Source organism: Paraburkholderia sp. Clong3 (assembly GCF_050436485.1).
In the GTDB taxonomy this organism is placed as follows: domain Bacteria; phylum Pseudomonadota; class Gammaproteobacteria; order Burkholderiales; family Burkholderiaceae; genus Paraburkholderia; species Paraburkholderia tuberum.
This window is the reverse complement of the sequence record NZ_JBNDMH010000002.1, coordinates 1,668,329-1,693,620: the sequence shown is the minus strand read 5'-3', so window position 1 is coordinate 1,693,620 and position 25,292 is coordinate 1,668,329. Positions and strand designations below refer to the sequence as shown.

Below are 25,292 nucleotides of genomic sequence, written 5' to 3'. Positions count from 1 at the left end.
CCCACGCTGATGCAGCGGATCATGCGTCACATTCAACAGGAACGATGATGCTCTTCGTACGTCCAGGCCGCCTTGCCGATCTCGATGCGCTCGAGCATATGGCGCGCACCGCGCAGCCGGTGCTGCATTCCCTGCCGCACGACCGGCGCGCGCTCGAAGCGCGGGTCGCGTTGTCGGAAGACTCGTTTCGCGCGGAGGTCGATTTTCCGGGCGAGGAGTTTTATCTGTTCGTGCTCGAAGACTCGGAGACCGGCAAGCTGATGGGCACCGCGAGCATCGTCGCGGCGGCCGGTTACGCGGACCCGTTCTACGTGTTTCGCAACGACGCGCTGATTCATGCGTCGCGCGAACTGCATGTGAATCGCAAGATTCACGCGCTGACGATGTCGCACGAGCTGACCGGCAAGAGCCGGCTCGCGGGCTACTACATCGACCCGTCGCTGCGCGGCGACGCGGCCGCGCAACTGATGTCGCGCGCGCGGATGATGTACATCGCCGCGAATCGCAAGCGCTTCACGCCCGAGGTGTTCTCGCTGCTGCTCGGCGTGACGGACGAAAACGGTGTATCGCCGTTCTGGGAAGCGGTGGGGCGCAAGTTTTTCGGCCGCGATTTCGCTGACATCGAAGTCGAATCGGGCGGCCGCAGCCGCACCTTCATCGCCGAAGTGATGCCGACCTATCCCGTGTATGTGCCGCTGTTGCCCGAAGCGGCGCAGCGCGTGCTCGGCGAGCCGGACGCGAACGCGCTGCTCGCCTACGAGATTCATCTCGAGGAAGGCTTCGAGACCGACCGCTACGTCGATATCTTCGACGCGGGTCCGGTACTGACCGCGCAGGTGGATCGCAGTGTCAGCGTGAAGCACAACGAAACGCGCGTCGTGCGCGAGGCATCTGCGACGCGCGGCGCAACGTACCTGATCGCGCACAACGGCGCCGCCGGCGAGTTCCGTTGCGTGCTCGGCGATCTCGCGCCCGGCAAGGAGTCGGGCGCCGGGTTGTCACAGGCGGCGCGCGCCGCGCTCGGCGTGCGGGAAGGCGATGCGGTGCGCTGCGTGCCGCTGCATCAGCCGCAGGATGAACAATCGGGAGAAGCGCAATGATCGTCGTTCGCGTAGTGCAACGAGGCGATGTGGATGCACTGATGCGGCTCGCGCAGGAAACCGGGCCGGGCCTGACCACCTTCAAACCGGATCGCGATGCGCTCGCGGCGCGTGTCGAGCGCGCACGCCGCACGATGGAAGATCAGGCCGCGCCGCACGAGGCCGGTTATTTCTTCGTGATGGAAGACACCGCGACCGGCGACGTGGCCGGCGTCTGCGGTATCGAAACGGCGGTGGGTCTGCAGCAGCCGTTCTACAACTATCGCGTGAGCACGGTCGTGCACGCGAGCCAGGATCTCGGCATCTGGACACGCATGCACGCGCTGAACATCTCGCACGACCTCACCGGTTATGCGGAAGTGTGCTCGCTGTTCCTGAGCCCGCGTTATCGCACGAGCGGCGTCGGCGGCTTGCTGTCGCGCTCGCGCTTCATGTTTCTCGCGCAGTTTCGCGAGCGTTTTCCGCAGCGTCTGTGCGCGGAGTTGCGCGGCCATTTCGACGAGCAGGGCACGTCGCCGTTCTGGCACGCGGTCGGCTCGCATTTTTACCAGATCGATTTCAACGCGGCCGACTATCTGAGCTCGCACGGCCGCAAGGCGTTTGTCGCCGAGCTGATGCCGCGCTATCCGGTGTACGTCGAACTGTTGCCGGAAGAAGCGCAGCGCTGCGTCGGCCTCACGCATAACGACACGATTCCCGCGCGCCGCATGCTCGAAGCCGAAGGGCTGCGCTATGAGAATCACGTCGATATTTTCGACGCGGGTCCGGTGCTCGAATGCCATATCGCCGATTTGCGCACGGTGCGCGAAAGCGTGCTGGTGGCGGCTGAAATTGGCGAGGCAGCGGAGCAAGCCGCGCAGGACGGGCCGAAGTCGATGGTATCGAATACGTCGCTCGGCGATTTTCGCGTAGGCGTCGTGGCGGGCGTGCCGCGCAACGGTGTGTGCCGCCTGAGCGCGGCCGAGGCCGACGCGCTTCGCGTGCAGGCGGGCGATCCGCTGCGGGTGCTGCCGTTGAAACACAAACAGGGATGATCATGAGCGAGCTTTTCATCGACGGCGAATGGGCCGCCGGCACAGGACCCGTATTCGCATCGCGCAATCCCGGCACGGGCGCGGTGGTGTGGCAAGGCAACAGCGCGTCGGCGGACGACGTCGATCGCGCGGTACGTAGCGCGCGCCGCGCGTTCGCCGCATGGTCGGCGCTGACGCTCGACGAGCGCTGCGCGGTGGTGCGCCGCTTCGCCGCGCTCGTGACAGAGCGCAAGGAAGCGCTCGCCGAAGCGATCGGCCGCGAGACCGGCAAGCCGCTGTGGGAAGCGCGCACCGAAGCGGCCTCGATGGCCGCGAAGGTCGAGATCTCGATTCAGTCCTACAACGAACGCACCGGCGAAAAGCGCTCGGCGATGGCCGACGGCACCGCGGTGCTGCGGCATCGTCCGCATGGCGTGGTGGCCGTGTTCGGGCCGTACAACTTCCCGGGCCATCTGCCGAACGGGCATATCGTGCCCGCGCTGATCGCCGGTAACGCGGTCGTGTTCAAGCCGTCCGAACTTGCGCCCGGCGTCGCGGCGCTGACCGTGCAGATCTGGCGCGACGCGGGGCTGCCTGCCGGCGTGCTGAATCTCGTACAGGGTGAGAAGGACACCGGCATCGCGCTCGCGAATCACCGGCAGATCGACGGACTGTTCTTCACCGGTAGTTCGGATACGGGAACATTGCTGCACAAACAGTTCGGCGGACGGCCGGAGATCGTGCTCGCGCTCGAAATGGGCGGCAACAATCCGCTCGTGATCGGTCCGGTCGCGGACCTCGACGCCGCCGTGCACCACACGATTCAATCGGCGTTTCTGTCGGCGGGGCAGCGCTGCACGTGCGCGCGCCGCATCTTCGTGCCCGACGATGCGTTCGGCGAGCGTTTCCTCGCGCGCCTGACGGAAGTGAGCGCGCGCATCGGCGTCGGTGAATACAACGCCAAGCCGCAGCCGTTCATGGGCGCCGTGGTGTCGGCGCGCGCGGCCTCGCGTTTGATCGGCGCGCAGGAGCGTCTGCTCGCGAGCGGCGCGAAGGCTCTGCTGAAAATGGAGCAGCGCGATCCGCAACTCGGCTTCGTCACGCCCGCGATTCTCGACGTGACCGACGTAAAGGACCTGCCCGACGAGGAGCACTTCGGTCCGCTCGCGCAGATCATCCGCTACCGCAATTTCGACGACGCGCTCGAACGGGCGAACGATACGGAGTTCGGTCTCTCGGCGGGCCTGCTCGCCGACGACGAAGCGCTGTGGACGCATTTCCAGCGCACGATTCGCGCGGGCATCGTCAACTGGAACCGACCGACCAATGGCGCTTCTTCAGGAGCGCCGTTCGGCGGGCCGGGCCGCTCCGGCAATCATCGGCCGAGTGCGTACTATGCGGCCGACTACTGCGCATACCCAATGGCCTCGGTCGAGAGCGCGCAACTGAACATGCCCGCGAGCGTCTCTCCGGGCCTTCAATTCTAAGGATCGACGATGCTGCAAGCCACTGAAGCCAATTTCGACGGCCTGGTCGGCCCGACTCACAACTACGCGGGCTTGTCGTTCGGCAACGTCGCGTCGCAAAACAACGAGAAGTCGGTCGCGAATCCGAAGGCCGCCGCGCGCCAGGGTCTGCGCAAGATGAAGCAGTTGGCGGACCTCGGCTTTCATCAGGGCGTGCTGCCGCCGCAGGAGCGTCCGTCGATGCGTCTGTTGCGCGAGCTCGGTTTTTCCGGCGACGATGCTTCGGTGATCGCGCGCGTCGCGAACAACGCGCCCGAACTGCTCGCGGCGGCGAGTTCGGCCTCGGCGATGTGGACCGCGAACGCGGCGACGGTGAGCCCGTCCGCGGATACGCACGACGGCCGCGTGCATTTCACGCCGGCCAATCTGTGCAGCAAGCTGCATCGCGCGATCGAACATGAGTCGACACGCCGCACGCTGCGCGCGATGTTCAGCGACACCGACCGCTTCGTCGTGCACGAGGCGCTGCCCGGCACGCCCGCGCTCGGCGACGAGGGCGCGGCGAATCACACGCGCTTTTGCGAGCAATACAAGGCGCGCGGTGTCGAATTCTTCGTGTATGGCCGCAGCGAGTATCGTCGCGGGCCGGAACCGAAGCGCTATCCGGCGCGCCAGACGTTCGAGGCGAGCCGCGCGGTCGCGCATCGTCATGGCTTGCAGGAAGCGGCGACCGTGTACGCGCAGCAGAACCCTGAAGTGATCGACGCGGGCGTGTTCCATAACGACGTGATCGCGGTCGGCAATCGCAACACGCTGTTCTGCCATCAGCTCGCGTTCGTCGAGCAGCAGGCGGTGTACGACGAGCTGCGCGCGAAGCTCGCGAGCCTGCACGCAGGGTTCAACGTAATCGAAGTGCCCGACGCCCAGGTCAGCGTCGCCGATGCGGTGACGTCGTATCTGTTCAACAGCCAGCTGCTGACTCGGCCCGATGGCAAGCAGGTGCTGGTCGTGCCGCAGGAGTGCCGCGAAAATCCGCGCGTGGCCGCGTATCTGGATGAGCTGACTGCGCACAGCGGTCCGATCGACGAAGTGCTCGTGTTCGATCTGCGCGAGAGCATGAAGAACGGTGGCGGCCCCGCATGTCTGCGTCTGCGCGTCGTACTCGACGACACCGAACGCGCGGCGGTCGCGCCGGGTGTGTGGATCGACGACACGCTGTTCGGCCGTCTCGATGCGTGGATCGAAAAGCACTACCGCGATCGTCTCGCACCCGCCGATCTCACCGATCCGAAGCTGCTGGTCGAGTCGCGCACCGCGCTCGACGAGCTGACGCAAATCCTCGCTCTGGGTTCGCTGTATGACTTCCAACGCTGAGCACGCGATGGCGGCCCCGAGCGCGATGCTCGACGATTTTCTCGCGTGGACGCTCGCGGGGTCCCGGCCTGCCGCACATCAAGCGCAAGGCACGGGTGCGAACGGCGTGCGCTGGACGTGGCAGGGCGACGGTGTCCTCGTCATCGAGCCCGCGGAGCAGCACGCGGACATCCGTAGCGTGCTCGTGTCGGCCGGCGTGCATGGCGACGAAACCGCGCCGATCGAACTGCTGTCGCGCATCGTCGCCGATATCGCGCAGGGCCGCGCCGTGCTTGCATGCCGGTTGCTCGTGATTCTCGGCAACATCGAGGCGATGCGCGACGGCGGCCGCTATCGCGACGACGATCTGAACCGGCTGTTCAGCGGCCGTCATCTACAACTGCCGCACAGTCATGAGGCGCCGCGCGCGGCCGCGCTCGAACAGGCCGCGACGCGCTTTTTCGCCGACGCGTCAGTCGCGCCCGGCGCGCGCTGGCATATCGACATGCATACGGCGATCCGCGCGTCGGTGTTCGAGCGCTTCGCGCTGTTGCCGCATACCGGCAAGCCGTTTTCGCGCGCGATGTTCGAATGGCTCGGCGACGCGCGTATCAGCGCGGTGCTGCTGCACACGACGAAGGGCAACACCTATTCGCACTTCACCGCGCAAGCGTGTGGCGCTGCTGCGTGCACGCTCGAACTCGGCAAGGTGCGGCCGTTCGGCGAGAACGACCTGACACGCTTCGAGGGCGCGGATCTCGCGGTGCGCGCGCTGCTGGCCGGCACGCGAGCCGACGCGCAAGCCGCTCTGCCGCGTGTGTTCACCGTCGTCGATCAGCTGACCAAGCAAAGCGACGCATTCGAGCTGCTGCTCGCGCCGGACGTGCCGAACTTCACGCCGCTCATAAAGGGCAGCTTGCTGGCGCGCGACGGCGACTATCAATACACGGTGCAGCGCGACGAAGAGCGCATCGTGTTTCCGAACCCGACGGTCAAGCCCGGCCTGCGCGCCGGTCTGCTCGTCGTCGACACCACCGCCGACACACTGTCCAGGCTTGTCTAGACAGGTTCCATGTACAATCGCGGGCTTCGCGGCTGTCGCATCTAAGGGTCACGCCGGCCGCGCGAGTCCGAAGCGCGGCCGGCGTAATCCGCCTGTGCGCGCAGAATCGGCTCGGTTTCAGTCCACACCGTAAAGGAACATCCGTAATGAAGAAGAATTGGCCCAACCTGGCCGCGCTCGCGCTGTTCGCGACGGCGCTGTTGACGGCAGGCAGCGCGTCGGCGGCTGAGATCAAGGAAGTGCGCTTCGGCGTCGAGGCGTCGTATGCGCCGTTCGAATCGAAGTCGCCCGCTGGCGAGTTGCAGGGCTTCGACATCGACGTCGGCAATGCCGTGTGCGCGAAGCTGAAGGCCAAATGCGTGTGGGTCGAGAACTCGTTCGACGGCCTGATCCCGGCGCTCGAAGCGCGCAAGTTCAGCGCGATCAACTCGGACATGACGATCACCGACCAGCGTCGCCAGGCGATCGACTTCACCGATCCGATCTACACGATCCCGAACCAGATGATCGCGAAGAAGGGCAGCGCTCTGCAGCCGACGCCCGCATCGCTGAAGGGCAAGCACGTCGGCGTGCTGCAGGGCACGATCCAGGAAACCTATGCGAAGGCGCGCTGGGCGCCGGCCGGGGTCGACGTCGTGCCCTATCAGACGCAGGACCAGATCTACGCGGACCTCGCGTCGGGCCGTCTCGATGCGTCGTTCCAGGACGCCGAAGCGGCATCGAAGGGCTTTCTAAAGAAGCCGCAGGGCGCGGGCTTCGAGTTCGCCGGTCCGGCCGTCAGCGACGACAAGCTGCTCGGCGCGGGTGTCGGCTACGGCGTGCGCAAGAACGACAAGGCACTGAAGGATGCGCTGAACGGCGCATTGAAGGAGCTGAAGGCGGATGGCACGATCGACCGCCTCGCCGCCAAATACTTCGACGTGAAGGTCGTGCTGAAGTAGCGATGCATCGAAGTGTGCAAAACGGCCGCTCGTTGCGAGCCGTTTTGCTTTCTGCACGCGTGTCGCAAACGTTCAACAAATATTTCGAGATATTGCCTCGTAAGCCTGTTCGTGCCCAATGACGCTGCGATAAAATTGCGACGCACAGTGCCGCGCGCGACGGAGCTTGCAACGTCACTGAAACGCGCCAACGTGCAGCGAAAAACAGAACATAGCGGCCAGGCGCCAGCGGCGCCGAGCGGGGGACTGGAATGACCACCATCGCAATCGAGACTCTGAGCCACAGCGGCACGACCGACGACGCGTCGCTCACCGCCAGCTACGCAAGGCAGCCCATTCTGAATCGGGACGGCATGCTGTGCGGCTATGAGATCAAGGTGCGTGCGCCCGAGCTGCCGCTCGCCGACGCGGACCTCACCGCCCCACAAAACAATACCGATCTTCATCCCGACGTCGACTCCTTGCCGGGCCGCGCGCCCACGCCGGTGCAACGCGTCGCGCGCGCGATCGTGCGCGGGCTCGTGCAGGGCGACGTGCGCGGCGCGCTGACCGGCCATCCGGCCTACGTCGACGTGAGCCGCGAGCTGCTGCTCGACGACGCGATCCTGAGACTGCCCGCCGAGCGCTTCATGCTCGAGCTGCCTTCATCGCTCGAAGTCGACGACGCGTTGATCGCGCGTATCGTGTATCTGCATGGCCGCCGCTACCGCTTCGCGCTCGACGACGTCACGCAGCCCAACGAGACTTTCGCGAAGCTGCTGCCGTACGCCGAAGTCGTCAAGATCGACGTCACGCGCACACCGCGCGCGCTGCTGCCGAAGCTCGCGAGCGTGCTGAAGTCGGCTGGCAAGCTGCTGCTCGCATCAGGTGTCGATGCGCAGGCCGACTTCGAAACGATGCACGAGCTCGGCTTCGACCGCTTCCAGGGTTATTACTTCGCGCGCGCGCAAAGCTCGGCGACGCGCCGCGTCAGCGCGCCGCGCCACGCGCTGCTCAATCTGCTGCAACTGCTCGCGGGCGACCCGACGGTCGCGCAGCTCGAAGCCGAGCTGAAGCTGAACCCGGTGCTCGTCATGCATCTGATGAAGCTCGCGAATTCGAGCGGCCTCGCGGTCGGTCACAAGGTGACGACGCTGCGCGACGCGATCAACGCGACCGGCACCGACCGCATCGCGCGCTGGACGCAGCTGCTGCTCTACGCAGACGGCCGCAAGGTTGCGCTGGAGGACGATCCGCTGCTGCAACTCGCGGCCACGCGCGCGCGCTTCATGGAACTCGCGATCGAGCGCATGCCCGAGGCGGGCCGCGACGAAGCCGATGCGGCCTTCCTGACCGGTGTGTTTTCGTTCGTCGATGCGGTGTTCGGCGGCTCGCTCGAAAATACGCTGAACATCCTTACGCTGTCGCGACCGATCCAGGCCGCGATCCTGCATCGCGAGGGCAGGCTGGGTCTGCTGTTGAGCGCGGTCGAAGCGCTCGAAGGCGGCGCATGGGAGCGCGTCGCCACGCTATGCGAGCGTCTTGCTCCGTTGACCGTGGAAGAGGTCGCGCAGATGGGTCTCGCGGCCGGCGCATGGGCCGGCGTCGCGGATCGCAGCGCGGAAGGGCTCGAGCGGATCGAGGATTGAGTGGGGTAAAAGCCCCGCACGGTGCCCGGATAAAATCGTTTTCGGGCAAACACGGAACGGATCGAAGTGAAGCGGCGTGATCAACGATCACGCCAGGTCTTCACATCGTCTCCATTTCCCGCATCTGCCCCTGGCCGAAAAAACGTCCTAACTCCCGTGCCAGTTCGTTGAGCACGCTCATCTCCTTCTGCGAGATGCGGCGCGCCTCCTGCGTATGCGACCAGTCGCCGTAGAGCAGCGCGACCGTCTGATCGGTTTCGTCGACGATCGGCAGCAGCACGAACGCGCGCGCGTCGTCGAACGAGCGCCGGAACCACTCGGGCAGCCGCGCGACCATCTTCGGATCGCGCGCATTCTCGATGAAGATGCCCACCGAGTTCGCGATCGCGAGATGAAATACGTCGGGTTCGAACGCGGTGCTGAACGAGAGCCGCGGCAGCGCCGCGTCGATCTTCGGCCCGAAGCCGAGACGCGCCTTGAACGCGCCGCTGCTGTGCTTGACGTACACCACGGTGCGCGAGAAGCCGAGCGCCGCGAGCACGGTCTCGGCGGCCATCGCGAGCGTCGGTGCGAGCGGGCTGCCCTCGGGCAGGCCGCGCAGATCCTTCACCCCGATCTCGATGCGCGCTTCGGGTGTGAGCGCCTCGCGCGCGATCGCATCGGCATTCGCGCGCAACTCGACGATCTCGCGCATCACGCTGTCGCCGCCATCCTCACGCGATAGCGCGACGCTCATCTGCAGCAGCACCTCGGGGTCGGTGTTCAGCGCGCTGCTGTAGTCGTGCGCAAGCTCGCCGATGCGTGCCTCGCGCTCCCCCTCGGGCATGTTCTGCTGGGTGAGCACGTCGGCGACCGCGGTCGAGTAATTGGTGATCGCGCGCAGCCACTGTACCTGGCGCGGTTGCGTCACATCCTCCGGATCGAACTCACCCATGCCCGAGCGGATCGTGTCAGGCAGGCGCCAGCGCACCGCGGCTTCGGCGCCGATTTCATCGAACGTCACGCCGAGCACGAGCACGCACGCATCGGTTTCGAGTGCGCCGCCGTCGATATGGCGGCGAATCTGGTCCCATTCGGCGTCGAGATAGAACACGACCAGCAGCTTGCCGATCTGCCGCATCAGCGTGCAGACCACCGCTTCCTCACCGGCGCGCAGGTCGCCGCGCTCGGTCAGCTTGCGCGCGACGCAGCCCGACAGCAGGGTGCGGTTCAGTTCGAGTTTCGCGTCGATGCGGCGCGGCGCGCTTTGATGAAAGTGATCGACGATCTTCAGACCGACGACCAGATGGCCGACCGCATCCATGCCAAGCACCATCAGCGCGCGCGACACGGTCGTGATGTTGCCGCCGAACGCCATGTACATCGCCGAGTTCGCGAGCCGCAGCACCTTCTGGGTGAGCGCGAAGTCCGACAGCACCACTTGCACGAGGCCGGTGAAGTCGAGGTCGTCGTTGGTCACTGCCGCCATGGTGGTGCGCAGCGATTGCGACAGCATAGGGAAATCGCCGCGCTCGCTCATTCGCGTCCAGAGCCGGTCGAGCACTGCCGCCTTTACCATGTGAGTCCCGCAAAAGCCATACGTGTTCCAGTGAATGCCATGCCGGTCGTGAGCCGGCTTGTTGCGCTGCCTGGGCGTCGTGTCTGCATCGCCCGTTACGCGCCGTGCAACTGAAGCTCGCGCGATTCGAAGCGCTGCGCGAGTTCCTCGGACGGCAGCGCCTTGCAAACGACCCAGCCCTGAATGTGATCGCAGCCCATCTCGGTGAGCAACGCGCGTTGCGCTTCCGTTTCGACGCCCTCGGCTACCAGTTCGAGGTCGAGCGTCTGCGCAAGGCCGACGACAGCGCTAACGATTGCCTGATCGTTTCGCGAGGTTAGCAGATTCTCGACGAAACTCCGGTCGATCTTCAGCTTCGCGAGCGGAAAACGCTGCAGGTACGCGAGGCTCGAATAGCCGGTGCCGAAGTCGTCGACGGCGAAGCGGATGCCCATCGCGGTCAGCTCTTCGAGCAAGCCTTTCGCGTGCGCCGGATCGTGCATCAGCAGACTTTCGGTGATCTCGAAGACGAGGCGGCGCGGATCGATGCCGGTCAGCTCGATCGCCTCGCGCACCGAGTCCTTGAAGCGCGGATCGCGAAACTGCTGCGGCGACACGTTGACGGCCACGTACTGCAGCACAATGCCCTTCGCGTCCCACTGGATCAGTTGCATGCACGCGACCTTCAGCACCCAGTTGCCGAGAAAGTTGATGAGCCCGATCGACTCCGCGAGCGGAATGAACATCGACGGCGGCACGAGGCCATGCACCGGATGCGTCCAGCGAATCAACGCCTCGACACCGACCACGCCCCGCGTGCGGCTGCTCGTGATCGGCTGGAAGTGTAGCGAAAACTCGCCGTTGCGTACGCCGTCGTAGAGGTCGGCCTCGAGCTTGAGGCGCTCGGCGTCGGCCGGGTTGTCGTCGGGTACGTAGAACGCGAGCGTGTTGCCGCCCGCGGCCTTCGCCTGCAACAGCGCGTGGTCGGCCCAGCGCAGCAGGTGCGTGTCGTGGCCGCCGGTGTCGTTGGCGTGGCGCACGTCCGGGTACAGCGCGATGCCGATGCTGGCCGACAGGTGCACCTGCTGACCCTTGAACACGTACGGCTGCTGGATCGCGGTCAACAGACGCCGCGCCAGCGCTTCGGCGGCCGCCGCCGCGTCGGTGCGGCTCGCGGCAGGCTTCACGAGGATCGCGAACTCGTCGCTGGCGACGCGCGCGATCGTTTCGTTCGGGCTCGTCATGTTCAACAGGCGCCGCGACGTGTCGCGCAGCATCTCGTCGCCGGCGTCGTAGCCGAGTGCGCGATTCACGCGCTGATAGTCGTCGAGATCGAGCAGCAAGAGCGCGACCGGCGTGCCGTGCGCGTCGGCCTTCTGTTGCGCGTCGAGCAACGCGTGCAGCAAGCCCGACTGGTTCGGCAGGCTGGTCAGCCGGTCCAGATGCAGCGCCTGGGTCAGGCGCTCTTCGGTGGCACGCCACGACGACACGTCGAAGCCGGCGATCGCGTAGCCGTCGACGCCGTCGTGGCTGCTGCGCACGACCCGCAGCTCGACCGTGATCGGATAGGTCAGCGACTTGACGAGCCCGAGCGTCGCTTTCTCGACGTTGCCCGAGGCCGCCGCGAGCTTGAGCAGCGCGTCGAGGCGCGGTACGTCGGCGGGCGCGACCAGATCGTGCAGCGTCGCGGTTTTCAGGTATTCGCGGTGATAACCGATGAAGCGCAGGCTCGCGTCGGACACGTAGTTGAAGCGCAGCGCATCGTCGACGTGCGCGAGCAGATCGACCGCGCCGACCACCTGTTCCAGTGGGGGCGGGCGGTTCGCGCTGCTCGGCTGGTCGTCGTCCTCGCGCCGGCCGAACGCCCGCAGCCGGTCGATGACCGTGCGCAAGGAGCCCCGGCGGGGCGCGGTGATCGTGTTCGCTTCCATGTTTGTCGCTGGCAACCTCGGTTCGTCCGCGGGCGGGGCTGCTTGTCCGCCGCTCCGGGCGGCCAGGAGATAGCAGGCCGCCCCATCAGAACGAGATAACGACGCATGCGGGGAAATCTTTAGCGGCCCGTGGAGAAAAACATCTGGTAAGGAGAAGCCCGGCGCCGTCGCCGGGACGATTCGGTTAAAGTGACGTCGCCTCGCGGCCGTTAATACGGCGAATCCCCTTTATTTGGCGACGCTGATGACGTCGCGCTGCATAGACTTTCCGAACCTTGCACTGATGATCCATGTCCGAACGCCCCGTCGTCAGGTCCGCCAGAGCCCCACGGCCCGTCCCGCGGGACGTCGAGGTGCGTGATGTCCTCGCCGGCGCGTCGGCCGGCTATCGTGAGCACGGGGAGCTGGACGCTGCCCCGCAGTACGTCTATGTCGGCCGCCAGCCGATTCTCGATCGCGATGGCGCGCTTCACGCCTACGAGCTGCTGTTCCGTGCCGGAACGTACAACTACGCCGAAATCAGCGACGACACGCAGGCCACCGCGCAGGTGGTCGCGCGCACGATCGGCGGAATCGGCGTGCCCGCCGTGCTCGGCCAGCATCGCGGCTTCGTCAATATCGACCGCGCGCTGCTCTTTAGCGACATCGTCCATCTGATGCCGCCCGAGCGCTTCGTGCTCGAAATCCTCGAAACCGTGCGCTACGACGCCTCGCTCGCGCGTCGTCTCGGCGAGTTGCGCGGCGCCGGCTTCCAGGTCGCGCTCGACGACGTGCACGATCTGTCCGACGAGCTGAGCGCGATGCTGCCGTACGCCGACATCGTCAAGATCGATTTCGTGCAGACGCCGCGCCGCACCGTCGCGAAGCTCGCGTCGACGCTGCGCGGCCACGGCAAGACGCTGCTCGCCGAGAAGGTCGAGACGCACGAGGACTTCGCGCTCGCCCACGAGCTCGGTTTCGATCTGTTCCAGGGCTACTTCTTCGCGCGGCCGCAGGTGCTGGCCGCGCCGCGCAACCGCTCGCTGCGTCCGGGCCTGCTGCGGCTGCTCGCGCTGCTGTCGCGCGACGCCGGCATCGTCGAGCTCGAGGCGGAGCTGAAGGTCAACCCGGGCGTGGTCGTGCAACTGCTGCGGCTCGTCAATTCGAGTGCATTCGGCCTCGGGCGCAACATCGCGTCGCTGCGCGAGGCGATCATCGCGACCGGCACGCGGCAGATCGCACGCTGGGCGCAACTGCTGCTGTACTCGGACACCGGCGAGTTGCCGTGGCGCGCCGATCCGCTCGTGCAACTGGCGGCGACGCGCTCGCGCTTCATGGAACTCGCCGCGAACTGGCTGCGTCCGGCCGACGGCGAATTCGCCGACGCCGCGTTCATGACCGGGATTTTTTCGCTCGTGCACATCGTGCTCGACAGCACGCCGGACGCGGTGCTCGAGAAACTCGGCCTCGCGCCGCAGATTCGCGACGCGATCGTCGCGCGCAAGGGCGAACTGGGCGCGCTGCTGCTGATCGCCGAGGTCGCGGGCGAGGGCGGCGACGCGGCGCCGGTCGCGACGGCGGCGGGCTTCCACGCGCTGACGCCCGACGTGCTGTCGGAGCTGAACCTGTCGGCGGCGGCGTGGTTCGGCGCGCACGTGGCGGAATTGGGCGTTTGAGGCGTCGAGCTCGCGCGCCGCACCCTTTCGATTCGCTTGTGCTCCGGGCGACGACCCGCGCCGCGTGCGCATCCGTGGTCCAATAGGAAGTTCAGCGAAGGCCTGTGACGTCGGCCGAAGCTGTCTCCGATGGACCCGATCAATTGCGTGCGCTCACGCGTGGAGGAGCAGATGAAGACAAAACACATACCGGCGGTACTGGCCGCCGTCATGGCGTTCGGATTCGCAATGCATTCGCCGCTCGCCTCGGCAACCCTGAAGCCCGGCGATACGGCGCCGACGTTTACCGCCGAGGCCTCGCTCGGCGGCAAGACCTACACGTATTCGCTCGCCGACGAACTGAAGAAGGGCCCGGTCGTGCTGTACTTCTATCCGGCCGCGTTCACGAAGGGCTGCACGATCGAGGCGCACGAGTTCGCCGATGCGGTCGACCAATACAAGAAGTACGGCGCGACGGTGATCGGCGTGTCGCACGACAACATCGATACGCTGACGAAGTTTTCGGTCAGCGAATGCCGCAGCAAATTCCCGGTCGCGGCCGACGCCGACGCGAAGGTGATCAATGCGTACGACGCGGCCATGCCGTTGAAGGCCGGCATGGCGAATCGCGTGTCGTACGTGATCTCGCCCGACGGCAAGATCATCTACGAGTACACGAGCCTGTCGCCCGACAAGCATGTCGAGAACACGCTGAACGCGCTCAAGGAGTGGTCGGCTGCGCATAAGGGACAGTGAGGGGCAGTGAGGGGCAGTGAGGAGCCGAACGCGCCGTCGCGTTTGCCCGCGCTAGCCGACTAAAACCATTTGCCGGATGAGCTTGCGATGCCGATTGTCGTTGCGTTGATTGCGCTGATCGCGCTGGGGTACGGCGCGGTGCGTGCCTTTTATGCGCTGCAGGCCGCTTTCGGGCTGGCGGTGGCGGAGGGTGTGGCTGTGCTGGTTGCGTTGCTGATCGCCGGTGCGCTCGCGTACTGGCGGCAGCGGCGCCGCGAAGTCGCGCCGAACGTGCGCGACGGCGACTGGACGCACGAATTGAAGGGCAGTTGGGGCTCGGTGCGGCTCGCGGCGGCCAAGCGGCTCTGCGAGATTCGCGTCGGCGACCAGCAGGGCGCGTATATCTTCGCCGATCTGCTCGGCGCCGAAGCACAGGGCCGCGACGCACAGGCGCGGCTCGCGCTGAAGGTCAAGGACTCACGGCACGGCGAGTGGCTCGTGCCGATGTCGAACGAGCGGGCGGCGCGCCGATGGCAGCGGATTTTCTCGCTGGCCATCGAGCAGAAGCTGTGAGCGCCACCTTCACTACGTCATGACGACGTCGGCGCCGCGCCACCCGCGCGGCGTGCCTTTCTCGCCTCCCAGCGCACGCGGATGCGATCCATGTACAGATAGACGACCGGCGTCGTATAGAGCGTCAGCATCTGGCTGACGATCAGCCCGCCGACGATCGAAATACCGAGCGGCGCGCGCATCTCCGCGCCTTCGCCGCTGCCGAACGCGAGCGGCAGCGCGCCGAGCAGCGCGGCGAAGGTGGTCATCATGATCGGCCGGAAGCGCAGCAGACAGGCCTGGTAGATCGCGTCGCGCGACGACATTCCCTTGCGCGACGCGTCGATCGCGAAGTCCACCATCATGATCGCGTTCTTCTTCACGATGCCGATCAGCAGGATCACACCGATCAGCGCGATGATGCTGAACTCGGTCTTGAACAGCAGCAGCGCGAGCAGCGCGCCGACGCCCGCGGACGGCAGCGTCGACAGGATCGTCAGCGGGTGGATATAGCTCTCGTACAGGATGCCGAGCACGATATACACCGCCGCGAGCGCGGCGAGGATCAGGATCGGCTGGTCGGACATCGACTGCTGGAACGCCTGCGCGGTGCCCTGGAAGCTGCCGTGAATCGTGGCGGGCATGCCGATCTCGGCCATCGTGTCGTAGATCGCCTGCGTGGCGGTGGACAGCGACACGCCCGGCGGCAGGTTGAACGAGATCGTAGAGGCGACGAACTGGCTCTGGTGATTGACCGATAGCGGCGTGGTGCCCGGCCCGAAGCTCGCGATCGCCGACAGCGGCACCATCGTCTCCTTCGCGGTCGACACCGCCGAGCCCGACGACGCGCTCGACTTGCCGCTCGCCGCGATGGAGTTGATGGCCTGATTGCGCGCGGAGTCGGCTGCGATGCTGGCCGCGCTCGTCGCGGTGGTGGCGGCCGTGCCGCCGGTTGCCGCGCTCGTCGTGGTCGACGTGCTGGTCGCTCTGGACGTCACGGTGCCGGCCGGCGCGTTGGTGGTCTGCGCGCCGCTCGCGCTGCCGCCCGACGTGCTGACGAAAATCTGCTTCAGCATCTCCGGGCTCTGCCAGTATTGCGGCGCGACTTCCATCACGACGTGATACTGGTTCAGCGGGTTGTAGATCGTCGACACCTGGCGCTGGCCGAACGCGTCATACAGCGTGTTGTCGATCTGCGCGGGCTTGATGCCGAGGCGCGATGCCGTGGCGCGGTCGATCGTCACCATCGCTTCGAGACCGCCCTGCTGCTGGTCGGAGTTCACGTCCGCGAGCTCCTTGCGTGCCTGCAGCGCCTCGGTGAGCTTCGGCCCCCACTTGTACAGATCGGGCGTCGAGTCGGCGAGCAGCGTGAACTGAAACTGCGCGTTCGATTGCCGGCCGCCGACACGGATGTCCTGCACCGCCTGCAGGAACGTGCGCGCGCCGGCCACGTCGCCGAGCGGCGCACGCAGTTGCTGGATCACCTGGTCGGCGGACAGCTTGCGTTCGCTCTTCGGCTTCAGCGACACGAACATGAAGCCCGAGTTGGTCTGCCGGCCGCCGGTGAAGCCGACCACGCTGTCGACCGCCGGGTTCTTGCCGACGATTTCCATCATCTGCGAGAACTTGCCCTTCATTGCCTGGAACGACGTGCTCTGGTCGGCCTGGATGCCGCCGATCAGGCGCCCCGTGTCCTGCTGCGGGAAGAAGCCCTTTGGCACGATGATGTAGAGCGCGATGTTCAGCGCGATGGTCAGCAGCAGGACGAGGACGATCAGCAGCGGATGCCGCAGCGCCCAGCCGAGCGTGCGCTCGTAGCCGCGCTGCATCGACGTGAAGCCGCGTTCGAGCCAGCGGCCGAAGCGATTTTCCTCATGCTTTTCGTACGGTTCGCGCAGCAGGCGCGAGCACATCATCGGCGTGAGCGTCAGCGATACGACCAGCGACACCGCGATCGCGAGCGACAGCGTCAGCGCGAACTCGCGGAACAGCCGCCCGACGATGCCGCCCATCAGCAGGATCGGCAGGAACACGGCGACCAGCGAGATGCTGATCGACATCACCGTGAAGCCGACCTCGCGCGCGCCGATGAACGCGGCCTTCATGCGCGGCACGCCGTCTTCGATGTGGCGCGAGATGTTTTCGAGCACGACGATCGCGTCGTCGACGACGAAGCCGGTCGCGATGGTCAACGCCATCAGCGACAGATTGTCGATCGAGAAGCCCATCAGGTACATCGCGCCGAAGGTGCCGATGATCGAGATCGGCACGGCCACGCTCGGAATCAGCGTCGCGCGCCAGTTGCGCAGGAACAGGAACACGACCATCACGACGAGCGTGACCGCGATCACGAGGGTGCGTTCGGTGTCGCGCAGCGACGCGCGGATAGTAATGGAACGGTCCGAGGTCGGTGAAATGTCGACGTCGGCGGGCAGCGACGCGTGCAGTTGCGGCAGCATCGCCTTCACGCGGTCGACGGTCTCGATGATGTTCGCGCCCGGCTGCCGGTACAGGATCACGAGCACCGAGCGCTTGCCATTGAAGAGACCGAGATTGCGCAGATCTTCGACCGAATCGACGACTTCGCCCATGTCGGAGAGTTTGACCGGCGCGCCGTTGCGATAGGCAATGACGAGGTCCTTGTATTGCGACGCCTTGCTCGCCTGGTCGTTGGTGTACAGCTGTACGCGGTTCTCGCCGAACTCGATCGAGCCCTTCGGGCTGTTGGCATTGGCCGCGGCGAGCGCCGCGCGCACGTCCTCGAGGCCGATGCCGTAATGCGACAGCGCATGCGGCAGCAACTCGACGCGCACGGCCGGATTCGCCGAACCGCTGACATCCACTTCGCCAACCCCCTGCACCTGCGACAACGACTGCTGCAGCACCGTCGCGGCCGAATCGTAGAGCTGGCCCGCCGTCAGCGTGCTCGATGTCAGCGCGAGAATCAGGATCGGCGCGTCGGCCGGGTTGACCTTGTGGTAGGTCGGGTTGCTGCGCAGGCTCGCGGGCAGGTCGGCGCGCGCCGCGTTGATCGCCGCCTGCACGTCGCGCGCGGCGCCGTCGATGTTGCGGTTCAGGCCGAACTGCAGCGTGATGCGCGTCGAGCCGACCGAACTCTGCGACGTCATCTCGGTGACGTCGGCGATCGAGCCGAGATGCCGCTCGAGCGGACTCGCGACGCTCGTCGCGACGGTCTCCGGGCTCGCGCCCGGCAGCGACGCCTGCACCGAGATGGTCGGGAAGTCGACCTGCGGCAGCGGCGCGACCGGCAGCTTCGTGAACGCGAATACCCCCGACAACGCGATGCCGATCGCCAGCAGCGTGGTGGCGACCGGACGGGAGATAAACGGACGCGACAGGTTCATCGCTCAGTTCCCTGCATCGGTGGCGGGCGGCGTGGCGCTACCGGACGAATCGCCGCGGTTAAAGCGCTCGCGCAGCCGGCGGCCGAGCGAATCGAACGCGAGGTAGATCACCGGCGTCGTGAACAGGGTCAGCAGCTGGCTCACGATCAGGCCGCCGGCGATCGCGATACCGAGCGGCCGGCGCAGCTCCGAGCCCGCGCCGGTGCCGAGCATCAGCGGCAGCGCGCCGAGCAGCGCGGCGAGCGTGGTCATCAGGATCGGCCGGAAGCGCAGCAGACACGCCTGGTAGATCGCCTCGCGCGGCGGCTTGCCTTCCTCGCGCTCGGCGTAGAGCGCGAAGTCGATCATCATGATCGCGTTCTTCTTCACGATACCGATCAGCAGCACGATGCCGATGATGCCGATGATGTCGAGATCGTGGCCGGTGATCAGCAGCGCGAGCAGCGCGCCGACGCCGGCCGACGGCAGCGTCGACAGAATCGTGATCGGATGGATGAAGCTCTCGTACAGCACGCCGAGCACGATGTACATCGTGACGATCGCCGCGAGGATCAGGAACAGCTCGTTGGCGAGCGACGCCTGGAACGCGAGCGCCGCGCCCTGGAAGCGCGTCTGGAACGACGCGGGCAGACCGACGTCCTTCTCGGCCTGCTGGATCGCCTTGACCGCCGCGCCGAGCGACGAACCCGGCGCGAGGTTGAACGACACCGTGGTGGCCGGGAACTGGCTCAGGTGCGTGACCAGCAGCGGCGCGGGTTGCTCGATGAACTTCGCGATCGACGACAGCGGCACCTGGCCGCCCGTCGACGTGGAAGAGGGCAGGTAGATCGAGTTCAGCGACGTGGTGTAGTGCTGCATCGTCGGCTGCGCTTCGAGAATCACGCGGTACTGGTTCGACTGCGTGAAGATCGTCGAAATGATGCGCTGGCCGAACGCGTCGTACAACGCGTTGTCGATCGTGGCCGGTGTGATGCCGAAGCGCGCGGCGGTCGCGCGGTCGATCTCGATGAACACCGAGCGGCCGTTGTCCTGCAGATCGGTCGCGACGTCCGCGAGCTCGGGCGACTGCTTCAACCGGTCGACCAGCTTCGGCACCCACGTCGTGAATTCGCTGATGTTCGGATCGGTCAGCATGAACTGATACTGCGTCGGGCTGACGGTCGAGTCGATCGTCAGGTCCTGCACCGGCTGCATGTACAGCGACGCGCCCGGAATATGCGCGACGTCTTTCTGCAACTGGCGGATCACCTCGCTCGCGGTATTGCTGCGGTCGTCGCGCGGCTTCAGGTTGATCAGCATGCGGCCGCTGTTCAGCGTGATGTTGCTGCCGTCCACGCCGATGAACGAGGTCAGGCTTTCGACGTCCGGGTTCTTCAGGATCTGGTCGGCGAGCGCCTGCTGACGCTCGGCCATCGATGCGAACGACACCGACTGCGGCATCTGCGTGATCGCCTGAATCACGCCGGTGTCCTGCACCGGGAAGAAGCCCTTCGGCACGAACACGTACAGCAGGCCGGTCAGCACCAGCGTGAGCACCGCGACGACCAGCGTGGAGCGCTGACGGTTCAGCACCCACGTGAGCGCGACCGCGTAGCGCGCGATCACCCAGTCGACGAAGCGGTGCGCCTTCGCCTCGAAACGGTGACTGTCGTGCGGCGGCGTGTGGCGCAACAGCTTCGCGCACATCATCGGCACGAGCGTCAGCGATACGACCGCCGAGATGACGATCGTCACCGCGAGCGTGATCGCGAATTCGTGGAACAGGCGCCCGACCACGTCGCCCATGAAGAGCAGCGGAATCAGCACCGCGATCAGCGAGACCGTCAGCGAAATGATCGTGAAGCCGATCTGCTTCGAGCCCTTCAGCGCGGCTTCGAGCGCCGTGTCGCCTTCCTCGACGTAGCGCGCGATGTTCTCGATCATCACGATCGCGTCGTCGACGACGAAGCCGGTGGCGATGGTCAGTGCCATCAGCGACAGGTTGTCGAGCGAGAAGCCGCACAGGTACATCACCGCGAGCGTGCCGATCAGCGACAGCGGCACCGACAGGCTCGGAATGATCGTCGCGTAGATGTTGGCGAGGAACAGGTACATCACCAGCACGACCAGCACGACCGACATCGCCAGTTCGAACTGCACGTCGCGCACCGACGCGCGGATCGTCGTGGTGCGGTCGGTGACGACCTCGACGTCGAGCGCGGCGGGCAGCGACTGCTGCAACTGCGGCAGCAGCGCCTTGATGCTGTCGACCACCTGGATCACGTTCGCGCCCGGCTGGCGCTGCACGTTCAGGATGATCGCGGGCGTGTTGTCGACCCATGCGCCGAGCTTCGTATTCTCCGGTCCCGCCACGATGCTCGCGACGTCGGTCAGCATCACCGGACGGCCGCTCTTGTACGCGACCACGGCGCTCTTGTATTCGTCGGCATCGGTCAACTGGTCGTTCGAGTTGATCGTGTAGTTGCGCGTCGGACCGTCGAAATTGCCCTTCGGCGTGTTGACGTTCAGGTTCGAGATCGTGGTGCGCAGGTCGTCGAGATTCAGGCCGTACGCGGCGAGCGCGCGCGGGTTCGCCTGAATGCGGATCGCCGGGCGCTGGCCGCCCGACAGGCTGACGAGACCCACCCCGGCGACCTGCGAAATCTTCTGCGCGAGACGCGTGTCGGCAAGATCCTGCACCTGCGTGAGCGGCAGTGTCTTCGACGTGATCGCGAGCGTGATGATCGGCGCGTCGGCCGGGTTGACCTTCGCGTAGATCGGCGGCGCGGGCAGGTCGGACGGCAGCAGGTTGCCCGCCGCGTTGATCGCCGCCTGGACCTCCTGCTCGGCGATGTCGAGCGGCAGGTCGAGGCTGAACTGCAGCGTGATGATCGACGAGCCGGCCGAGCTTTGCGACGACATCTGGTTCAGCGACGGCATCTGCCCGAACTGCCTTTCGAGCGGCGCCGTCACGGACGACGTCATCACGTCCGGGCTCGCGCCCGGATAGAAGGTCTGCACCTGGATCGTCGGATAGTCGACCTCGGGCAGCGCGGACAGCGGCAGAAAGCGCAGCGCGACGAGGCCGACCAGCATGATCGCCGCCATCAGCAGCGCGGTGCCGACAGGACGCAGAATAAAAGCGCGGGATGGATTCATGCGGTAAGTGCCGTGCCTTTACTTTATTGCGATGCTTGCGCCGCGTGCCGGCCGCGATGCGCGTGCGCGCCCGAGGCGCTCGCCGGAGCGCTCGCGCCGTGCGCGCCGGACGCGCCACGCGGCCGCTCGGCCGGAATCGTGATCTTCGCGCCTTCGCGCAGCCGGTCCGAACCGTCGATCACGACGCGCTCGCCGACCGCGAGGCCCGACTGGATGCTGATGCGCTCGCCGTCGACCGGGCCGACCTTGACCTGGCGCACGGTGACCGTGTTGTCGGGCTTCACGACGTACACGAAGGTACCCATCGAGCCGTTGAGCACCGCCGAGGTCGGCACGATCACCGCGTTCCTGATCGTATCGACGAGCAGGCGAGTGTTGACGAACTGGTTCGGGAACAGGCCGTTGTCCTTGTTTTTGAAGATCGCGCGCAGTTTGATCGTGCCGGTGGTCGTGTCGATCTGATTGTCCATCGTCTTTAGCGAGCCGACTTCGAGCGGATGCGTGTTACTGCGATCGTACGCGGTGGCCGACAGCGACTCGCCGTTCTGCGTGTGCTGGATGATCTGCTGCAGATTGTCTTCGGAAGTCGTGAACACCACGCTGATCGGATCGAGCTGCGTAATCACGACGATGCCGTTGGTGAGGCCCGAGGTCACGTAGTTGCCCGGGTCGACCTGACGCAGACCGACGCGTCCCGACACCGGCGCGGTGATGCGCGCGTACACGAGGTCGAGCTTGAAGCTGTCGACGTTCGCCTGATCGGACTTCACCGTGCCTTCGTATTGCCGTACCAGCGACGCCTGCGTGTCGACCTGCTGACTCGCGATCGAGTCCTGCGCGAGCAGCGTCTGATAGCGCTTCAGATCGAGACGCGCGGTGGCGAGCAGCGCCTCGTCGCGCACCAGCGTGCCCTCGGCGTTGCGCAGTGAAATTTCGTACGGGCGCGGGTCGATCTGGGCCAGTACGTCGCCCTGCTTGACCATCTGGCCTTCCTTGAAATAGACGTCCTGCAGCACGCCGCTCAACTGCGGCAGCACGGTGACGGTGGCGAGCGGCGTGACCGTGCCGAGCGCGGTCAGCACGACCGGCATCTCGCCCTGCGTCGCGGCGGCGACGTGCACCGGCTGCGCCATGTTGGCCATCGCGTTCGGACCGCCGCGGCCGAAGCGGCCGCTGTGCGCGCCGCTCGCCGCCCCCGGCGCGCTCGCGCCGCTGCCGGGCCCGCCCCACGGATGCCAGCGCCACAGCACGACGCCGAGCACGACCAGCGCCGCGACGATCAGCGCGACGGTGCGGCCGCGGTGGCGTTTCACCGCGCCGGGCGCGCTCGATTGCGCGCCGTTCGCGGACGGCTGGGAAGCGGCAGGGTGTTGGGTTTCCGGGTGCTTTTGTTGTTCGTCCATCGGTTCGGTCGGGTGGCTGGCTTGATGATGTGAGCCGCCGATGCGGTCGCCGCCATTCGAAGGGCGGTGGGCCGGCACATGGGCGGCATGTCAGGCGGTCGTGGCGGCGGGCGCCGCGCAATGTTCAGCGCGATGCTACCCGAGGCGCGGGACAGGGATGTTAACGCAATGCGGAATCATCACGGCTGGACGCGGCCGTTTCGACGACGCTCACGGCTCGCGGCGCGCGGTCCCGCGACGGGATGCGTGATCGTACGTTGCGGCGTCTGTAACAGTCCAGCCGCGTATTTTTCGGTTGATTACGAAGGTTACAGCATGTCGGCGAATCGTCGGGCGAGGGCGGGCCGCCGTCGCCACTCTCGCAGATCACGGGCGGCTGGCGCCACGTTCGATCCGCGCGGGGCGCCGTTTGGCGCCGGTTGCCGCCGACGGCTTATTCGTCGAGCCGGCGCCCCGGCGTGCCGCCGATCTCCAGGACGATCTTGTCGACGCATTCGAGCAGCGCGGGCGCGGCGCGCGCGATCAGCCAGTCGCGCGGACATTGGTCGGCCGAGCCGCCGCAATTGACCGCGTAGCGCTCGCCCGACGGCCCGACGAAGCCGAGCGCGATCGCGTTCAGCCCGTTGTACCACTCGCCGGTGGCGATTGCGAAGCCGCGCTCGAGGGTGTCCTGGATCGCGCTTGCGAGACGGCTGCCGATATAGCCCCAATCGTCACCTTCGGCCGTCTGCAGGCCGACCAGCAGACGGTCGCGGTCCGGTTGCGCGAGCGCCGCGAGGTACGCCCGGCCGACGGCGGTGCGCGTCAAGCTCATGCGCGAGCCGATTTCGAGTCGCGACACGAGCACCGCCGAACGCGGCCGGATCGCGTCGATGACGACCATGTCGTAGCGGTCGCGCACCGCCAGATGCACCGACAACGCGGTGCGTTCCGCGAGTTCGATCAGAAACGGCCGCGCGCGCGAGCGGATGTCGAAGTTGCGCAGAAAGCCGTTGCTCAGTTCGAGCACCGACGAGGTCAGCACGAAGCGCTCGCTGTCGGGTAGTCGCAGCAGAAAACCGGTGCCGACCAGCGTCGCGGTGATGCGCGACACGGTGGGCTTCGGGATGCCGGTCAACTCGGCGAGTTCGCGATTGCTGAGTGGTGCGTGTGCGGCGGCGACGGCGCGCAGCACGGTCAGGCCGCGCGCGAGCGCGGTGACTTCATCGCCTGGGCCGTCTCGGTCTTTGCTGGCGGGGACGTTGGCGGCGACGGGTTGGTTGGGAGTGGATCGGTTCATGCGCTTTTATGGAACAGCATTTCAAATTGTTCGTGCGACAACCTGTTGATGGCCGCTCACAGTGGCAGGGACATCTCCAAACCGGGGCACCCATTCATACATTTTTAAGAAAAGTCATTGTATCGGAAGAAATTGCCGATCGATGGTCGACTACATCTTTTTGCTTGACTTAGTCAGCATAACCATAAAAAATGGAACCTCATTTCGAAAGTCGCTTGTCTGCGCTGCATTGTGGTGCGCGCGAGCGGAAAAATCCCAAAATCCAGGATCGATTGCCCGTCCAATGCGCTTGCGCCTTTCGAATTACCTTCTCTCAGGTTCTAGCACGGCCCTCGGAATGGCTAGAACTTTTTAAGGCGTCACGGCAACGTGACGCTTTTTTTTTGGTTGTTACGGGTGCACAACAAAGTCTGCAGGAACGTAGGCTTCGTCTTTCGGGTACTGCAAAGTCTGCAGCACCGGGAAAATTCACTGTGCGATACACAATTCTGACTGAGCTTTGGCTACCGTGAACGCGCTCCCGATAGGCGGGTGAGTGCTCGTCGACGAACTTCGGTGGCATTCAAAGTGCCACTTGTTGACAAGCGTCGCTCGACAGGTGGCCGCTCCAGCGCGCCGAACACGTATTCGTTCGGCCATTCGATTGTCCGCATTTTCATTGAGCCACGCAGCATCTCGCCGAAGTTCTGTCGTGCGGCGGTCCCCGGTGAATTTGCAAGCCACTCCCTAACGGCGCTCATTCTGTCTCGCGCCCGGCACAGACGCAGAAAGCTGTCATCGGACAGCCCACGGTCATTGGAGGCGTACCGCATCGTTCGCGAACGCGATCACCTTCGATACCCTATTTATCTACTTGCTCCAGCGCTTCGCTCTTTTGGATGAATTGCCGCCAGGTTGTTGAGGAGGATGCGGCGGCGGTGTCCGGCTGAGAATCTGATGCAGTTGATCCAATCCAACTCTCTTGATCATCGCGCGATCGCGGTCCCTTACGACAATGCTTATATTTTCCTTGCCGCCCTGAACCTGATACACCCAATCCACGTAGCGGCGGAGCGTCTCGTAATTCACCCCTCTGGTGCTTACCTGCATTTACCACAACACATCTGATCGACAAAGATCTTTCATAGCTGATTTTGCCGAACGCGATGGTCGCC

General features: G+C 65.7%; 17 protein-coding genes. 10 read left to right on the top strand and 7 right to left on the bottom strand.

Annotated features, from left to right (window positions below):
- Nucleotides 1-47: 47 nt before the first annotated feature.
- The 7 genes from aruF to OKW30_RS11970 all read left to right on the top strand — a co-directional run bounded on the left by aruF (nucleotide 48) and on the right by OKW30_RS11970 (nucleotide 8,564).
- Entirely contained in the window at nucleotides 48-1,100 is a 1,053-nt protein-coding gene (gene aruF / locus OKW30_RS12000; RefSeq protein WP_184070215.1) for an arginine/ornithine succinyltransferase subunit alpha, read from the top strand.
- Nucleotides 1,097-2,134 carry an arginine N-succinyltransferase gene (astA, locus tag OKW30_RS11995; RefSeq protein WP_184069991.1) on the top strand — a complete coding sequence of 346 codons (1,038 nt, stop codon included), beginning with the start codon at nucleotides 1,097-1,099 and terminating at the stop codon, nucleotides 2,132-2,134. The genes aruF and astA overlap by 4 nt, the downstream gene beginning before the upstream one ends.
- 2 nt (nucleotides 2,135-2,136) lie before the next feature.
- The gene (gene astD, locus OKW30_RS11990) at nucleotides 2,137-3,600 is read left to right on the top strand and encodes a succinylglutamate-semialdehyde dehydrogenase (protein WP_184069990.1); all 1,464 of its coding nucleotides are present in this window, start codon (nucleotides 2,137-2,139) and stop codon (nucleotides 3,598-3,600) included.
- A 12-nt stretch (nucleotides 3,601-3,612) separates the two neighbouring features.
- On the top strand, nucleotides 3,613-4,953 hold the full coding sequence (astB, locus tag OKW30_RS11985) for an N-succinylarginine dihydrolase (protein WP_429347745.1): 1,341 nt from the start codon (nucleotides 3,613-3,615) through the stop codon (nucleotides 4,951-4,953).
- Entirely contained in the window at nucleotides 4,937-5,995 is a 1,059-nt protein-coding gene (astE, locus tag OKW30_RS11980) for a succinylglutamate desuccinylase (protein WP_429346785.1), read from the top strand. The genes astB and astE overlap by 17 nt, the downstream gene beginning before the upstream one ends.
- A gap of 146 nt (nucleotides 5,996-6,141) precedes the next feature.
- The gene (locus OKW30_RS11975; protein ID WP_429292654.1) at nucleotides 6,142-6,936 is read left to right on the top strand and encodes an ABC transporter substrate-binding protein; all 795 of its coding nucleotides are present in this window, start codon (nucleotides 6,142-6,144) and stop codon (nucleotides 6,934-6,936) included.
- Between the two features lie 251 nt (nucleotides 6,937-7,187).
- Nucleotides 7,188-8,564 carry an EAL and HDOD domain-containing protein gene (locus OKW30_RS11970; protein WP_184069984.1) on the top strand — a complete coding sequence of 459 codons (1,377 nt, stop codon included), beginning with the start codon at nucleotides 7,188-7,190 and terminating at the stop codon, nucleotides 8,562-8,564.
- 100 nt (nucleotides 8,565-8,664) lie between these two features.
- Here the strand turns inward: OKW30_RS11970 and OKW30_RS11965 are convergent, their stop codons facing one another.
- Nucleotides 8,665-10,122 (bottom strand): HDOD domain-containing protein, encoded by a 1,458-nt coding sequence (locus tag OKW30_RS11965; RefSeq protein ID WP_429346784.1) that lies wholly within the window; start codon nucleotides 10,120-10,122, stop codon nucleotides 8,665-8,667.
- Between the two features lie 95 nt (nucleotides 10,123-10,217).
- Nucleotides 10,218-12,032, bottom strand: coding sequence for a putative bifunctional diguanylate cyclase/phosphodiesterase (locus tag OKW30_RS11960; RefSeq protein ID WP_429346783.1), 1,815 nt, complete (start codon nucleotides 12,030-12,032; stop codon nucleotides 10,218-10,220).
- Between the two features lie 353 nt (nucleotides 12,033-12,385).
- On the opposite strand from OKW30_RS11960, the gene OKW30_RS11955 reads away from it, so the two are divergent.
- From OKW30_RS11955 to OKW30_RS11945, 3 genes are all read left to right on the top strand, one after another.
- Nucleotides 12,386-13,687 carry an EAL and HDOD domain-containing protein gene (locus tag OKW30_RS11955; protein ID WP_429346782.1) on the top strand — a complete coding sequence of 434 codons (1,302 nt, stop codon included), beginning with the start codon at nucleotides 12,386-12,388 and terminating at the stop codon, nucleotides 13,685-13,687.
- A gap of 171 nt (nucleotides 13,688-13,858) precedes the next feature.
- Nucleotides 13,859-14,422, top strand: a complete 564-nt coding sequence (locus tag OKW30_RS11950) for a peroxiredoxin (protein ID WP_429346781.1) — start codon at nucleotides 13,859-13,861, stop codon at nucleotides 14,420-14,422.
- Between the two features lie 87 nt (nucleotides 14,423-14,509).
- Nucleotides 14,510-14,974 (top strand): hypothetical protein, encoded by a 465-nt coding sequence (locus tag OKW30_RS11945; protein ID WP_090804017.1) that lies wholly within the window; start codon nucleotides 14,510-14,512, stop codon nucleotides 14,972-14,974.
- A gap of 17 nt (nucleotides 14,975-14,991) precedes the next feature.
- On the opposite strand, the gene OKW30_RS11940 is transcribed toward OKW30_RS11945, so the two are convergent.
- From OKW30_RS11940 to OKW30_RS11920, 5 genes are all read right to left on the bottom strand, one after another.
- Nucleotides 14,992-18,318 (bottom strand): efflux RND transporter permease subunit, encoded by a 3,327-nt coding sequence (locus tag OKW30_RS11940; RefSeq protein WP_187626720.1) that lies wholly within the window; start codon nucleotides 18,316-18,318, stop codon nucleotides 14,992-14,994.
- 3 nt (nucleotides 18,319-18,321) lie between these two features.
- Nucleotides 18,322-21,456, bottom strand: a complete 3,135-nt coding sequence (locus tag OKW30_RS11935) for an MdtB/MuxB family multidrug efflux RND transporter permease subunit (RefSeq protein ID WP_429346780.1) — start codon at nucleotides 21,454-21,456, stop codon at nucleotides 18,322-18,324.
- A 23-nt stretch (nucleotides 21,457-21,479) separates the two neighbouring features.
- On the bottom strand, nucleotides 21,480-22,859 hold the full coding sequence (locus tag OKW30_RS11930) for an MdtA/MuxA family multidrug efflux RND transporter periplasmic adaptor subunit (protein WP_429346779.1): 1,380 nt from the start codon (nucleotides 22,857-22,859) through the stop codon (nucleotides 21,480-21,482).
- 433 nt (nucleotides 22,860-23,292) lie between these two features.
- Nucleotides 23,293-24,138: an IclR family transcriptional regulator gene (locus tag OKW30_RS11925; RefSeq protein WP_429346778.1), complete on the bottom strand. Its 846-nt coding sequence runs from the start codon at nucleotides 24,136-24,138 to the stop codon at nucleotides 23,293-23,295.
- Between the two features lie 849 nt (nucleotides 24,139-24,987).
- Nucleotides 24,988-25,206 carry a hypothetical protein gene (locus OKW30_RS11920; RefSeq protein ID WP_429346777.1) on the bottom strand — a complete coding sequence of 73 codons (219 nt, stop codon included), beginning with the start codon at nucleotides 25,204-25,206 and terminating at the stop codon, nucleotides 24,988-24,990.
- Nucleotides 25,207-25,292 lie beyond the last annotated feature (86 nt).

Excerpts from the sequence above, each read along its gene's own strand:
- OKW30_RS11960 (WP_429346783.1), bottom strand. The coding sequence starts at position 12,032 with ATGGAAGCGAACACGATCACCGCGCCCCGCCGGGGCTCCTTGCGCACG.
- OKW30_RS11925 (WP_429346778.1), bottom strand. The coding sequence starts at position 24,138 with ATGAACCGATCCACTCCCAACCAACCCGTCGCCGCCAACGTCCCCGCC.
- OKW30_RS11945 (WP_090804017.1), top strand. The coding sequence starts at position 14,510 with ATGCCGATTGTCGTTGCGTTGATTGCGCTGATCGCGCTGGGGTACGGC.
- aruF (WP_184070215.1), top strand. The coding sequence starts at position 48 with ATGCTCTTCGTACGTCCAGGCCGCCTTGCCGATCTCGATGCGCTCGAG.
- OKW30_RS11965 (WP_429346784.1), bottom strand. The coding sequence starts at position 10,122 with ATGGTAAAGGCGGCAGTGCTCGACCGGCTCTGGACGCGAATGAGCGAG.
- OKW30_RS11970 (WP_184069984.1), top strand. The coding sequence starts at position 7,188 with ATGACCACCATCGCAATCGAGACTCTGAGCCACAGCGGCACGACCGAC.
- astE (WP_429346785.1), top strand. The coding sequence starts at position 4,937 with ATGACTTCCAACGCTGAGCACGCGATGGCGGCCCCGAGCGCGATGCTC.
- OKW30_RS11930 (WP_429346779.1), bottom strand. The coding sequence starts at position 22,859 with ATGGACGAACAACAAAAGCACCCGGAAACCCAACACCCTGCCGCTTCC.
- OKW30_RS11950 (WP_429346781.1), top strand. The coding sequence starts at position 13,859 with ATGAAGACAAAACACATACCGGCGGTACTGGCCGCCGTCATGGCGTTC.
- OKW30_RS11935 (WP_429346780.1), bottom strand. The coding sequence starts at position 21,456 with ATGAATCCATCCCGCGCTTTTATTCTGCGTCCTGTCGGCACCGCGCTG.
- OKW30_RS11940 (WP_187626720.1), bottom strand. The coding sequence starts at position 18,318 with ATGAACCTGTCGCGTCCGTTTATCTCCCGTCCGGTCGCCACCACGCTG.
- astA (WP_184069991.1), top strand. The coding sequence starts at position 1,097 with ATGATCGTCGTTCGCGTAGTGCAACGAGGCGATGTGGATGCACTGATG.
- OKW30_RS11975 (WP_429292654.1), top strand. The coding sequence starts at position 6,142 with ATGAAGAAGAATTGGCCCAACCTGGCCGCGCTCGCGCTGTTCGCGACG.
- astD (WP_184069990.1), top strand. The coding sequence starts at position 2,137 with ATGAGCGAGCTTTTCATCGACGGCGAATGGGCCGCCGGCACAGGACCC.